This window comes from Clostridium moutaii (genome assembly GCF_041205085.1).
Lineage (GTDB): Bacteria > Bacillota > Clostridia > Clostridiales > Clostridiaceae > Clostridium_B > Clostridium_B moutaii.
Genome location: NZ_JBGEWD010000009.1, coordinates 30,785 through 44,548 on the forward strand (window position 1 = coordinate 30,785; position 13,764 = coordinate 44,548).

At 30.0% G+C, this 13,764-nt stretch carries 16 protein-coding genes; 3 read left to right on the top strand and 13 right to left on the bottom strand.

Translation table 11 applies throughout. From position 1 onward, the window contains the following. Nucleotides 1–17: 17 nt before the first annotated feature. Nucleotides 18–353 (bottom strand): hypothetical protein, encoded by a 336-nt coding sequence (locus tag AB8U03_RS10390; protein ID WP_369704488.1) that lies wholly within the window; start codon nucleotides 351–353, stop codon nucleotides 18–20. A 70-nt stretch (nucleotides 354–423) separates the two neighbouring features. Beyond that, on the bottom strand, nucleotides 424–1,545 hold the full coding sequence (locus AB8U03_RS10395; RefSeq protein ID WP_369704489.1) for a YibE/F family protein: 1,122 nt from the start codon (nucleotides 1,543–1,545) through the stop codon (nucleotides 424–426). A 276-nt stretch (nucleotides 1,546–1,821) separates the two neighbouring features. Between AB8U03_RS10395 and AB8U03_RS10400 the strand changes: the two genes are divergently transcribed. Continuing rightward, nucleotides 1,822–2,538, top strand: a complete 717-nt coding sequence (locus AB8U03_RS10400) for a TerC family protein (protein WP_369704490.1) — start codon at nucleotides 1,822–1,824, stop codon at nucleotides 2,536–2,538. A 23-nt stretch (nucleotides 2,539–2,561) separates the two neighbouring features. Here AB8U03_RS10400 and AB8U03_RS10405 read toward each other — a convergent pair whose 3' ends face one another. From AB8U03_RS10405 to AB8U03_RS10430, 6 genes are all read right to left on the bottom strand, one after another. Continuing rightward, complete coding sequence (locus AB8U03_RS10405) at nucleotides 2,562–3,023, bottom strand: PadR family transcriptional regulator (protein WP_369704491.1); 462 nt, start codon at nucleotides 3,021–3,023, stop codon at nucleotides 2,562–2,564. A gap of 5 nt (nucleotides 3,024–3,028) precedes the next feature. After that, on the bottom strand, nucleotides 3,029–3,880 hold the full coding sequence (locus AB8U03_RS10410) for a DegV family protein (RefSeq protein WP_369704492.1): 852 nt from the start codon (nucleotides 3,878–3,880) through the stop codon (nucleotides 3,029–3,031). Between the two features lie 234 nt (nucleotides 3,881–4,114). Next, nucleotides 4,115–4,510: a hypothetical protein gene (locus AB8U03_RS10415; protein WP_369704493.1), complete on the bottom strand. Its 396-nt coding sequence runs from the start codon at nucleotides 4,508–4,510 to the stop codon at nucleotides 4,115–4,117. Nucleotides 4,511–4,674: 164 nt separating this feature from the next. After that, entirely contained in the window at nucleotides 4,675–5,946 is a 1,272-nt protein-coding gene (locus AB8U03_RS10420; protein ID WP_369704494.1) for an L-cysteine desulfidase family protein, read from the bottom strand. A gap of 202 nt (nucleotides 5,947–6,148) precedes the next feature. Beyond that, nucleotides 6,149–7,903, bottom strand: coding sequence for a sigma-54-dependent Fis family transcriptional regulator (locus tag AB8U03_RS10425; RefSeq protein ID WP_369704495.1), 1,755 nt, complete (start codon nucleotides 7,901–7,903; stop codon nucleotides 6,149–6,151). Between the two features lie 117 nt (nucleotides 7,904–8,020). Further along, entirely contained in the window at nucleotides 8,021–8,833 is an 813-nt protein-coding gene (locus tag AB8U03_RS10430) for an ABC transporter substrate-binding protein (RefSeq protein ID WP_369704496.1), read from the bottom strand. 230 nt (nucleotides 8,834–9,063) lie between these two features. Here AB8U03_RS10430 and AB8U03_RS10435 point away from each other — a divergent pair, with 230 nt between their 5' ends. After that, nucleotides 9,064–10,083: an AI-2E family transporter gene (locus AB8U03_RS10435; RefSeq protein ID WP_369704497.1), complete on the top strand. Its 1,020-nt coding sequence runs from the start codon at nucleotides 9,064–9,066 to the stop codon at nucleotides 10,081–10,083. A 92-nt stretch (nucleotides 10,084–10,175) separates the two neighbouring features. Here the strand turns inward: AB8U03_RS10435 and AB8U03_RS10440 are convergent, their stop codons facing one another. The 5 genes from AB8U03_RS10440 to AB8U03_RS10460 all read right to left on the bottom strand — a co-directional run bounded on the left by AB8U03_RS10440 (nucleotide 10,176) and on the right by AB8U03_RS10460 (nucleotide 12,541). Beyond that, nucleotides 10,176–10,613, bottom strand: a complete 438-nt coding sequence (locus AB8U03_RS10440; protein ID WP_369704498.1) for an MOSC domain-containing protein — start codon at nucleotides 10,611–10,613, stop codon at nucleotides 10,176–10,178. A gap of 28 nt (nucleotides 10,614–10,641) precedes the next feature. Further along, nucleotides 10,642–11,118, bottom strand: coding sequence for a cyclic pyranopterin monophosphate synthase MoaC (gene moaC, locus AB8U03_RS10445; RefSeq protein WP_369704499.1), 477 nt, complete (start codon nucleotides 11,116–11,118; stop codon nucleotides 10,642–10,644). 23 nt (nucleotides 11,119–11,141) lie between these two features. Next, nucleotides 11,142–11,630 carry a MogA/MoaB family molybdenum cofactor biosynthesis protein gene (locus tag AB8U03_RS10450; RefSeq protein WP_369704500.1) on the bottom strand — a complete coding sequence of 163 codons (489 nt, stop codon included), beginning with the start codon at nucleotides 11,628–11,630 and terminating at the stop codon, nucleotides 11,142–11,144. 152 nt (nucleotides 11,631–11,782) lie between these two features. Then, the gene (locus tag AB8U03_RS10455) at nucleotides 11,783–11,974 is read right to left on the bottom strand and encodes a hypothetical protein (RefSeq protein WP_369704501.1); all 192 of its coding nucleotides are present in this window, start codon (nucleotides 11,972–11,974) and stop codon (nucleotides 11,783–11,785) included. A gap of 78 nt (nucleotides 11,975–12,052) precedes the next feature. Continuing rightward, nucleotides 12,053–12,541, bottom strand: a complete 489-nt coding sequence (locus AB8U03_RS10460) for a metal-dependent transcriptional regulator (protein ID WP_369704502.1) — start codon at nucleotides 12,539–12,541, stop codon at nucleotides 12,053–12,055. Between the two features lie 376 nt (nucleotides 12,542–12,917). Here AB8U03_RS10460 and AB8U03_RS10465 point away from each other — a divergent pair, with 376 nt between their 5' ends. Further along, nucleotides 12,918–13,751: a methyl-accepting chemotaxis protein gene (locus AB8U03_RS10465; protein WP_369704503.1), complete on the top strand. Its 834-nt coding sequence runs from the start codon at nucleotides 12,918–12,920 to the stop codon at nucleotides 13,749–13,751. Nucleotides 13,752–13,764: the final 13 nt, after the last annotated feature.

A 13,764-nucleotide genomic window follows, 5' to 3' on the forward strand; every position in this document is an offset into this window, starting at 1 on the left:
AATAGTGTTTTTTAGGTTTAATTTTTGCTAAAATCCTTTTTCTCATCAAAATCCAATGTATCTTTAATGGACTCCAATACAGATTTTATAGTCTTATTAGCCAGATTTTCTATTTCATCCATTATTTCTTCCTTGCTTTTTACCCCAGCTATATATATATCCAACTCTTCTTTATAAAGATTTTTCACCGTTTTAACTATAACATATTGTAAATTATCCTTTTGGGATATTATAATATCTCCTACCTGAAGAGTTAAATATATAGGATCATTGGACTTTACTTGACTATGAAATTTTTTTAAGTCCTCAGAATTTTCATCTAAAACAGTATAAAAATTTACAGTGACCTCCATTGTATTTCATATCCTCCCATTTCAATTTACTTCACTGTATTATATTTGTTTAGATAAAAAAATGTTACTTTCATTTTTCTTCTTCAGGTATTTTTTGTATTTTTTCCCTATGCCTTTTAACAAGTAACGCAGATACAGCTGTTGTAATTGGAATTGCAAAAATCAATCCAATACTGCCGGCCAAAGCCTTTAATATTTCTGAAGCAATAATGTCCTGATCAACAGCTGTGGCAATGGAAGTACCATAAGAATAGGAGGAAATCATGATCATTATATACATAGCTCCTCCTACATAGGCAAGTATTAAAGTATTGGCCATAGTCCCCATAATATCCTTACCTACATTCATACCGGACTTTATCAATTCTCTCACGGTTATATCCGGTTTAACTTCTTCAATCTCCTTTACAGAAGAAGCTATGGATATGCTCACATCCATAACTGCACCCAAGGCTCCCATGATTATCCCTGCAAACAAAAGCCCCTGAAAATTAAAATTAGAATTTTGCGCAGTATATATAATGGATTGCATTTGATCGTCAGTAAGTCCATTTACTCTTATTATAGAATTTGAAAATATTGCTATAGCTCCTGCGATAAGTACTCCTCCCGAAGTTCCTATAATAGCTGCTAAGGTTTTTTCATTTTTCCCGCCTATTATGATAAGATTTACCGCAATTACAAACATGCATATAAGAGAAGAAACAGTTATTGGATTAAACCCCTGTATTACAAGAGGTATTAAAACCTTCAGCACCATAAATCCAGTTATAGCCAAAGTTATAACTGATTTAAATCCCTTTTTCCCTCCTATAATTATTAAGAGTAGAATAAAAAACATTCCCAGTTTATAAAGATATTTATATCTCACTATTTCATAGATATATGCCTTTTCAACATTTCCCTTTTTATCATATTTATCAACATTAATTAGCACTTCGTCCCCAACTTTTACAAAACTTTGAGTACTGCTATCCTCATCTTTTATCTTTCCTCCTACGAAATTCTGTACAGTAATTGTTTTGCCCTTAAGATTCCCGGAAATAATTTTTACATCTACATTAGAAAATCTTTGAGAATTTTTATCACCATTGGCTTCTATTTTAATAACCTTGCCATGGATTGGTTTATTATCTCCGCCAGATGCAGCTTTTACGGAAAATACACTTGAGAGCAATAAGATAAAAATCATTAAAATAATTGAAGTATTTTTACCTGTTCTTATCCTTAATATTTTAATTCACCCTTTCATTGCAAAGCTCCTACTTATATTGATATATTATAGTTTAAATTATATAGATATAAAAACCACATTATATAATATACTTTACATTATGCAATGCATATGTTAGAATAAAACCAGTGGACATGTATAAGGTAATATTTGGCATATTAAAAGAATATATTATTTTGTAGAAATAAAATTAGTGTTTACTGCTAAAATCTACTATTAAAAGGAGTATACGGAATGGATAATTTAGCTACCTTTTTATCAGGAGCCTTGCAGATAACTTTACTTGACATAGTTTTAAGTGGAGATAATATAGGAGTAATTGCCCTGGCAACTAGGGAACTGCCAAAAAAGCATGCAAAATTGGCATCAATGATTGGAGTATTTACTGCAGTTTTTTTAAGGATACTGTTTGCCTGCCTTATTACCTATATATTGCTAATAGAATGGCTTCCTATAAAATTAGTCAGCGGACTATTACTCATAAAGATTACCTGGAATTTTATAAAACCTGAGTCAAAAAAAATAGAAAAGAAACAAATAAATCCAACGGGCAAATACCTCACGGCAATTTCCAACATAGTTATAGCTGATATTACCATGAGCTTGGATAATGTTCTGGCAATTGCAGGTGCTGCACAGGGACACATATTACTTATAGTATTTGGATTATTATTAAATATTCCTATCATATTTTTTGGAAGCCAATATGTAGCAAAACTTATGAACAGGCATCCTATGATAATATATCTGGGAGGTGCTATACTCGCCCATACATCATTTAAAATGCTCTTAGGGGACAAACTTTTACATAACTACACTTCACCTATGATTATAAATATAATTTCCTTTGGTTTTGCTTTAATTGTATTACTATATGGAGTCTACAGAACAAGCAGACCTGTATCACTGTCTTTTAAAGAATTTAAACAACAACATTCTAAAATAAATTAAAATAAATAAGTTTCAGAGGGATTCTAATCCTCTGAAACACCATACAGATCCTCATACACTATATTAAACACTTCCAATGACTCTTCTATTTTGCTTTTCAAAAGTCTTTTTCTGCTTTTCAGTTCACCAACACCCAAATCGGTCAAAGTGTATATTTTTTGCATTTTATTCTTAGAATCAATCCATTTTCCCTCAATCAATTTACCTTTTTCCAGTTTTTTTAGCAATGGATAAATTCCTCCTGTGCTGGGTATCCATCTTCCTCCAGTTCTTTCACCTATTTTGTGGGATATATCATTTCCATTAGTAGCATCTAAACTTAAAATATAAAGCACATATATTGGAAGAAGACCTTTTGTGAATACCTGCCCTACAGCCTCTTTCTCTTTTTTTACCTTTCTAAGTTCAGCAAGCTTTTTCTTATATTCTTTATATAGCCGCTTTTCTTCTTCCTTTGTATCTTTTTCTAAACTGAATTTACTCATAAAGTTTATTCTTCCTCAAATAACACTAATCCCACTAGGCCCGGTCCGCTGTGTAAACCTGCTACAGGACTTATATCTCCTCCAAAACTTGCAGAAGTCACATTTTGGTTTTCTTTTACATCATTAAATACCTTTTTAGCATCTTCCAATGCACAGCCATCTAAAATACACATTCTACATTTTTTAGTCTTGAGAATATTGTTTGCAATTTCAACTATTCTACTTAAAGATTTTTTTCTTCCCCTTACTTTATCATAAGTAAAATATTTACCATCGCTTATATCAATTGCCACAATAGGTTTTATATTTAAAAGTTCCGCAATAGTACCAGCTACCTTGCCTATTCTTCCACCCTTTTTCAAATATTCTAAAGTTCCAACTACAAAATATAAATGTAATCTTTTTCTTAAGGATGGCAGCTTATTTACTATTTCATTAAAACTGGCTCCCTTTTCTATAAGCTTTCCGCATTCTTCAACTATCATACCCTCTCCCATAGAAATGGATTTGGAATCATATATATAAGTTTTAATTTTAGGGTAATTTTCACTAACTAATTTTACTCCATTTAAAATACCGGTTAATCCTCCAGAAAGAGTTACAACTATGGCATGAGTGTATCCTTGATCCTGAAGGCTTTTAAACAATTTTTCCATTTCATCTATAGAAGGCAATGAAGATGTAGGTATCTCATTATCTAAATTATCATAAACATATTTTGGTGTTATATTTATTCTGTCTATAAATTCCCTATCTTTATATATTATTCTATAATGAAGTATTTTTATATTGTATTTATCCACCATGTCTTTAGGCATATCACTGGTGCTGTCTGTTATCAACGCAATTTTCTCCAAAGTTTATTACCTCCACCTTTATAAAATTCTACTTAAACTTTTGCGATATAATAATTATATCACTTTATAATCCATTATCAATAGTGATATATATCAATAGTGATAATAAGTTTTTTATTATTAAGTTTCTTTAAGGTTCAGGTGAAGTTTAAGCATAAAAAATAACAGTCTGTGGATCATATGACTGTTATTAATATATTACTATTGAAATATCAAATTTTATTTGAATAATAATTACTTTGCTTTAAATCTCAAAGAACATTTAGGACATAATATTACATCATTTTTAACTGAATTTTTTAATAAAATTGGTTTGCCGCATCTAGGGCATTTTTTATATTTTTTCTTGTTTTTTAATCCTAAAATTTCTAAAGACATCCTATGATATTTTATATTGTATACAATACAATATATGCTATTCAGAAATTTTAGCAAGGCCCTCTCTTCTCTAATTCTTCTCATAATATTTCTGGATCGGCTTCTCCAAAAAGCATATAAAATCATCAGCAGTCCTAAAAAAGCTTCATAAGCAGCAAGTAAACAGAAAATGCATCCAATAAAAACTATAATTTTAGAAAAATTGTCCCATCCGTATGTGGTTTCTTTCAGATAATTATTGTTTGTATTCATAACGTTTACATCTCCTTTTTATAAAACTCCTTTCTATTTCTTAATTTAATATTATCATAAAACATCCCATTAGAGAATAATTTTATACGATTTCTAGAATTTTTAAAAATTAATATAAAGAGATTATGTACCGGTATATTTCAACTAGCACATAATTTAAAGTATTATTTACATCCTTCCATCATTACGTCTAAGATAACCCCATCTGTATTTGCCATTCCCTCAACAGATATCCTTCCTAAATTTTGTATGGTTTTTTCTGCTGATTCATCCAATATACCATCTTTAGATGGTATAAAGATATTTCTATTTGCCATTTTAGCTGCATCTAAAGCTGCATTTACAGATATGGCTAATTTATATGAACATCCAATTTTTGCACCGTCACATATCATGCCGCTTATTCCTGCAATCATATTTTTAATGGCCCCTTTTATTTGAATTAAATTTCCACCCATTAGATAGGAAAGTCCTGCACTAGCTCCCACGCCAGCTGCTACTCCACATCCGCATACTGGTGACAAGGCCCCTATATAACTTTTTATATAAATAGTTACAAGGTGACTGAGAGAAACGCTTCTCACTATCTTTTCTTTTCCCAACTTCATTTTTTCTCCTACTATAGCTATAGGAAGTATAGCCACTAATCCGTGATTTCCACTCCCTGCACTACTCATTACCGGCATTGGATATCCTGACATTCTTGCTTCTGATGCAGCAGATGTAATAGCTTTAGCATATTGTCCCACACTGGAACTATCGTTGAATAGATTTCCAATACCTATTCCCAAATCCAATTTCAACCCTGTTTTACCTATGTCTTCATTCATAGCTATTCCATCTTCAATAAATCTTATGCTGTCATAAGAAATATTATCTACAAAATCTTTAAAATCTTCTATGGTAAATACTTTTATTTTATCCCTCAAAGATGATTTGTTAACTATACTGTCTTTTTCATTTTGTGAAAAAATACATTGTCCATTTTTTTCAATCAAAATTATATTTAAGTGACTGTTCTTTATTATTACCCTAGAGTAACTACCCTTTTGCCTTGCAATTACTTCTATATATAAACCCCTTACATCTTTTTTTAGGTTTAATTTAATTATATTCTTATCTATTATATTAAGTGCACTCTTTAAGCTTTTATCTGAAACATCCTTTAATACCTGTAATTTGTACTCCGATTTACCTACAACCATGGATAAAGCTGCTGCTGTCAAAATACCTTTCCTATCCGTCCCAGGTATACCTACTTCTTTTCCGTTTTTAAATATATTTTTATCAACATATATATCGAGACCATTTATATCTCCGCCTAAAGTTTCTTTGGCTTTAGCAACAGCATAAGCCACTGCTGTTGGTTCTGTACATCCTAAAGCCGGCACTACCTGATCTTTTAATATATCTACTAATAATTTATAATCTTTCATAGATAAACCTCCTCTTCCCTGTGAATATTGACAGCAATTATCATGCCAATGGTTTCAGTCCATATTATTCCCCCTAATTCTCAATAATGATAAACATAAAGAGCATATACCTTAAATATATACTCTTTATGTTTAAAACTGCCTATATCCAATTCTATATATCAAAAATGATAATCTATTCTCATTTTTGATATATGAAATCTCAGCTTTTTTCTATTTTTCTATACAGTGTAGCTGTACTTATTTTTAACTTCTTAGCTATAAGTTTTTTTGAAACAATATCCGATCCATACTTTTCCATAAGGTTACTTATAACCTCTCTTTCATATTGCAACACCATATCCTTAAGACTTCTATATTCTATAGGATCTTCACTGGTCTCAGCCGTTCTTCCCCTTATAGTCTCAGGACTTATGGAATCTTCCTTTTCAAAATTCATTGCATATTCTATGAGATTTTGAAGTTCTCTAACATTTCCGGGCCAGGAATAACTCAAAAATATTTCTTCTACTTTTTCAGAAAAACCTTTTATACTTTTATCATATATATTGTTATATCTATCTAAAAAATACTGTGAAAGTTCCAGTATATCATTTCCTCTTTCGCGAAGAGCAGGTATTCTTATAGGTATTACATTCAATCTATAAAATAAATCTTCTCTAAATTGTCCTTTTTCTACCATATTATACAAATTTTTATTTGTGGCAGCTATTATTCTAGGATTTACTTTTATTGTATTTACGCCTCCTACCCTCATAATTTCTTTTTCCTCCAAAACTCTCAAAAGTTTTACCTGCATATGAAGTGGCATGTCTCCTATTTCATCCAAAAATATGGTACCATCCTTAGCTATTTCAAATTTACCCATTTTTCCGCTGTTACTGGCTCCAGTAAAAGCTCCTCTTTCATATCCAAATAGTTCACTTTCCATTAGTGTTTCAGGTATAGCACCACAGTTTATAGGCATAAATATTTCATTTTTTCTATAACTTTCACAATGTATGGCTCTTGCAAAAAGCTCTTTTCCAGTGCCCGTTTCACCTAGCAGCAAAACGGGCATGTTTTTCTTTGCCACTTGTTTTACTTGATCTTTAACTTGAGAAAAAACACTACTGCTTCCTATTATATCTTTAAATTTAAACATGGAATTTTTCCCATCTATTTTAAATACAGATTGCTGTAATTTATTAAAATCTTTAAAAGTTATTACTGCTCCATATATTTCTTTATCAAAATTTATAGGTCTAACAGATAATAGGAAGTTAAATCTTGATTTATTAAAATCCACGGTTACAGTTTCTTCCTCTATATAATAATTATTTGGTTTGAACTTATTGACTATTTTATCTGGAATAATCCTGCTTATATCCTGGTTTATAAGGTAAGTTTCCTTTAACTTAAATTTTTCTTTTATATATCTGTTTAAATTCAATATTTTATTATGGCCGTCTATAGTTATAATTCCTTCATTTACAGAATCTATTATAGTTAAAAGTTCAGTAGATTTATACTCCAATTTATGGTGCATATTTTTTTCTTTTATTCTGGACGAGATAAGCTCTCCCATTCTCCTGTCAAAACTCTCATAAATATCCTTTTTCTTAAGAAACATTTCCTTTTTAGCATCGTCGAATATTATCATCGCTATGACACCTTCAACTTTGTCATCTATGATTATGGGGAAACATACTTCTGCCTTTTCATCACATTGTACTTTTGTTTCACAAACTATACATTCAGTACAATTTCTCGGATTTTCAATAAAATATGATTTTCCACTTTTTAAACATTTTTCAAACACGGAATTTTTAGGCGCACTCATTCCAACTTTTCTTTTAAGCTTTCCAGTGCCTGCCACTCTCAAAAGTTTTCTATCCATAATAGTGATATCAATATCTATTACTGCTTTGATAGTTTCCGCTATATCCTGCAAATCATTTTTTATTTGTTCTATCACAGAAAGGTTCCCTCCTTTTAAATTTAATATTATTACCAACACAAAGTTGTCATATTATTATTTTATAACATATTAAATAAGGATAAAAGTGAAACTGCAACTTTTATCCTTACTTAATTAATTTTCTTCTTTATAAATATCGTGTCCAAACCACTTTATAGAGAGTTTAGACAATGTACCATCTTTTTTAAGATCCTCCAGTGCTTTATTCAAAGCTCCCTGTAATTTTTTATCCTTCTTTTTTATACCCATTCCAACAGGTTCTTTAGTAAGCTTGTCTTTTAACACAGAATAGCCTGTTTTGTCCTTTGCCACATAATATTCGCCTACCTCAGAATCACATATTAACGCATCAACTCTTCCTATGCTAACTTCATGAAAGGCCTCTGTTATCTTATCATATTTTTTAATTTCCTTAATACCGCTTATTTTGTTTGCAGCCTGCTCTCCAGTAGTTCCAAGCTGAACTCCCACTATTTTATTCTTTAAATCATTCCTTGTTCTTATGGATGTATTTCCTGCTTTGACTATAATTATCTGTCCTCCATTAATATAAGGTCCTATAAAATCTATACTTTTTTTTCTCTCATCAGTTATACTCAACGTAGCCAATATAACATCAAATTTTCCCGATTGCAGTGCCAAGACTATCCCATTAAAATCTGTAACTACAGGATTATATTTTACTCCCAGCTTTTTAGCAAGTTCCTTTCCCAAATCTATATCGAATCCCTCTAATTGATTTTTATCATTTCTAAACTCCATAGGTGGATATGAATCATCCAATCCTATGGATAATTTACCAGAATCTTTAACTCTCTGGAGTGAATTATCCTCTCCACTACTATTAGATGTGCTGCTACTTCCGCAGCCTGTAAAAAGTGCAAATACCATAATTACACTTAACACTATTATACTTATCTTTTTCATATTTCTTTCCCCCAGTTATTTTTTTATAATTATACATTATAAATTATAAATATGCAATAATTAATTTTAAATTTATTAATATTTTTTATAATCAATTCTAATTTTATTAAATATCACTTGAAATTTGTATAGAATAACTTTTATAATATAATATAATATAGGTAATATGACGTTATAAACACAGGATTTATTTAATGTATACTACATAAGATATACTGAGGAGAGATTATATGAATTCCATAAAAGAATTTTTTTCAAAAGAATCTGTAAAGAGAGTACTTTTTTTTATTGGTCTGCTGCTTTTTTTCTACTGGTCTAAATCTGTATTTGATATATTTTTGCTCACATTTTTATTTTCTTATATAATAAACAGCATTCAAAATTTAGTATTGAAAAGAGTTACTAAAGTAACTGCAGCAAAAGAAAAGGTTACTACGATAGTCCTATATGCGCTGCTGTTCTTATCCATAATACTGATTGTTGTAGAATTTGTTCCACAGCTTATAAATCAAACCAAATATATAATAAATAATATATCGGAATTTAAACTAAAGCCAAATTCTAATTCAGATACGGCTCAAAAATATTTAATTGATATATTAAGTCAAATAGATATAAAAAGTTATTTAAAATCTGGATTTAATATATCCCTTCAGCTTGCTACAAATATAGGGAAATGGAGTATTAATATATTTATTTCTATAATGCTCAGCTTATTTTTCATGCTGGAAAAACATAAGGTTATTTCTTTTTTAGAAAAATTTAAATTCAGTAAAATATCTGGATTATACGAATATCTGTGTTTTTTCGGGAAAAATTTTTTAAATTCATTTGGAAAAGTAATTCAGGCTCAAATTTTAATAGCTTTTTTTAACACTTTTATATCGGTGATAATGCTTTCTATACTTCATTTCCCTCAGATAGTTACTATTGGCTTTATGATATTCATATTGAGTTTAATCCCAATAGCTGGAGTGATAATATCTCTTATTCCTCTTTGTATTATTGCCTTCAGTATAGGTGGTTTTACCAAGGTAATATATGTACTAATCATGATCGCAATAATTCATGGTATTGAAAGTTATATTTTAAATCCAAAATTAATGTCTTCCAAAGTAGAACTTCCTATATTTTTTACTTTCATAGTATTAATAGTTTCTGAACACCTTATGGGCATATGGGGGCTTCTCATAGGTATCCCATTGTTTATGTTTATATTGGATCTTCTAGATGTAAAAATTCAAGATTAACTTGATTCCATATAAACCAAGCTGCCTCAGAATAGAAATTATTTTCTATTCTGAGGCAGCTTCTCCTGCACATTTATGTATTATAATTAAATCTATGGTTTAACTAAAGTTATAAGATCTCCTTCATATATCCATCCATCCTTGGTTACTTTGGCAAATACTCCCTCTCTGGGCATAATACAATCTCCAACTTGTTTCCGTATGGCACATCCGCTGTGACATTCCTTCCCAATTTGTGTGATTTCCATAATTACTTCTCCTACTTTAAGCACAGTTCCCACTGGAAGCTCATATAAAACAATACCTTCAGTAGTAATATTTTCTGCAAATTTTCCACTAGACAAATTGTCTACTCCAAGGGCTTTCATCTTGTCAATACTCTCTTTCCCAAGCAAGCTCACTTGCCTGTGCCAATTTCCCGCATGAGCATCATTTTCCAAGCCATTATTTTGCTTGAATAATCCCTTTCCTATAGGTTTTTTTATTTCTCCTTTTCTTTCACTTATATTTACTGAAACAACTGTGGCCATAATTTTTTCCCCCATTACAAAAATATATTTAAAGCTTTCTCTTAAACACTCCAGACTTACCTCCACTTTTTTCAACAAGCATTATATTGGATATTATCATTGCTCTATCCACAGCCTTACACATATCATATATAGTAAGAGCTGCTGTACTAGCTGCTACTAATGCCTCCATTTCAACTCCCGTCTTTCCTGAAATTTTTGCAGAGGCTTCAATATCAATTTTAGACTTTTCAAAATCCAATGTAAATTTTATATCACAACCTGTTATATTTATAGAATGACACATGGGAATTATATTAGCAGTATTTTTTGCAGCCATTATCCCTGCCACCTGAGCTACAGAAAGTACATCTCCTTTTTTTGCTTTTCCCTCTGATATGATAGATAAAGTTTCTTTTTTCATGAATATAGAACCTACAGCTATTGCACATCTTTCTGTATTTTTCTTTTCACTTACGTCTACCATTCTCGCTCTGCCCTGTTCATTTATGTGAGTTAGTTCCATAAACTATTCTCCTTTCTGTATGCCTATTTTGCACATTCAGAATCCCATCCCATCAATATATCAATACCATGTGGCAGTGCAGGCAATATAAATTGAAGGTTTTCCACTGCCCCTTTAGGGCTTCCTGGTAAATTTATAATCAGTGTTTTTTTTCTTATACCGCACACCGCTCTTGAAAGCATTGCCTTTGGAGTTATCTCCAAGGATTTCGTCCTCATGGCCTCTGCTACACCAGGTACATTTTTTTCTATAACTTTTAAAGTTGCCTCTGGAGTAACATCCCTGGAAGAAAAACCTGTCCCTCCATTTGTAAGTACTAAGTTCACTTTCAACTCATCACAGGCATAACACAGTTCTTTTTCTATATCTTCCATTTCATCCGGTATTATCTTATAATATGCAATATTATATTTAGATTTATCTAAAACATTTTCTATTTCAGGTCCAGTTTTATCAATTCTCTTTCCCTGTGACCCCTTATCACTTATTGTAATTACAGCAGTTTTTATCATAACATAACCTAAAAGGTTTTCAACTCCTTTCTGATTTAATTGTTTAAAATTCACTCCACTTTTTCAGCTGAGTTACTATTTTTTAATTTCATCATAATCTACGTCTATAATTTTTTCATGGCAAATGTCAAATGGATCCTCTTGATTTTTCTCTATATTATCCACATTTTTTTTCTTGATTTATTTCTTTTTTTACTTTTAAAATACCCTCCTACTTTAAAAAGCACAAATGCGGCAATTCCAACTGTCACTAATAAAGGTATTATCCTTATAAGGATAAAAATAATAATCAATGTGAACAACACTTTACAAACTACAGAACCGTTTTTAAATATAAAATCCATATTATTCATCCTTTTTACAATTTATTATTATAAATTAATTATATCATAAAATAGTCTTTAATAAAGTATCAATACCTTTTATTTTGAATTCTTCTTTATCATCATTTTCTTATTTCTAAAAATTATAAAATCCTCAATCACATCTGGTCTTATATTTACAAAATCTATGAAATCTTTTAAATGCCTTACAGTTTGGCTATTTATAGTATGCTCCAGTTTTTCTGTTTGTTCTAATACATCTTCTGATATGCCAATAACTTTTAAAAAACTTTCAACAATATTATGCCTATCTAACAAATATTGTCCCATATTTTTACCCTCATCTGTAAGAATTATTATCCCATATTTTTCATAATTTATAAAATTTAACTCAGCAAGTTTTTGGATCATCTTTGTAGCTGAAGGAGGTTGTACATTCAAAGCTTTTGCCAGTTCATGAATTCTAGTGAACCCTTCTTTGTGGGCTAATCTATATGTCATTTCCAAATAATCTTCCATAGATGCTGTTAAAACATCATACTCTTTTTTCATATATTCACTAAAAGTAAAAAAATCTCCATCTGTCATATCATTCTCCTATAAATTGCTATTTTTTATGAATATCTCGTATTTCCCTAATGAATTCTTTCACATCAAACCATAGCAGGACTACTAAACTAAAAGGTACAATAAATATAAATATGACAAAAATAACTTGTAATATATTTTTTATTAACATATTTAATTTTTCAGTTCCAAAAATGAAACTCCTCCTCATTACAGTCAGATAGGTAAATCTATGAATAAATATCTTTGTTAAAATCAAAGATTATATTTTACTATATATAAATAATATGCTTTAAATTTTTTACATATACTAGTAAATGTTATCTTTATCTGTACAATATGGTATAATCATAACAATAAAATAATTTTACCTTATTATTAGGAGGAACATAAATAAATGGAAAGCTTTTTTAATATTAAACAATTAACCGCATTTACTTCTATAGCACCTTGTTTACAAAATTTCTTTAAAGAAGACATTCTAATATCTGTATCGGATACCGAAAAATATACATATATATTCGGCAATGAAAAATTTAATTTAGATGTAAAACCTGGTGATAAAATAACAAATTCAGGTTCGGACTATACTGCAATGAAAACTAAAAGAATTGCCACTGAAAGAATTTCGAAAGAAATATTTGGAAAGGAAGTGGAATCTACATCCATTCCAGTTATAGACGACAATGGCATTGTTGCAGGATCTGCTGCAATAGTAAAAGATTTAAGCAAAAGTTTTAAGATATCTAACTTATCACAGTCCCTTTCAGATGCATTGAACAAAATTAGCGAATCTACTAACAGCTTATCAATGGATGTACAAGCTATAGCTAAAACTAATGATGAAATAAAAAATAGTATTGAAGATACAAAAAATCAATCCAGTGAAACTGATGAGATACTAGCTTTTGTAAAAAATATAGCTAATCAAACCAATTTACTCGGTTTAAATGCTTCTATAGAAGCTGCCCGGGCAGGTGAATATGGAAAAGGATTCAATGTAGTAGCTCATGAAATAAGGAAATTATCCTCTTCCAGTTCAGATTCTTTAAAAGAAATCGACCAAATTTTAAAAAAGATTCAATATTCCATATCTGATATATCAAAAAATATGAATAATATAAATGATACCTTCAATAATGAAGTTTCAAAATTTGAAGATATAAATGCCCTTCTCCAGGAACTTTCAGCTAGTTCCCAGATACTAAAAGATATTGCAAACAATTATTAATTTCATAAAATAT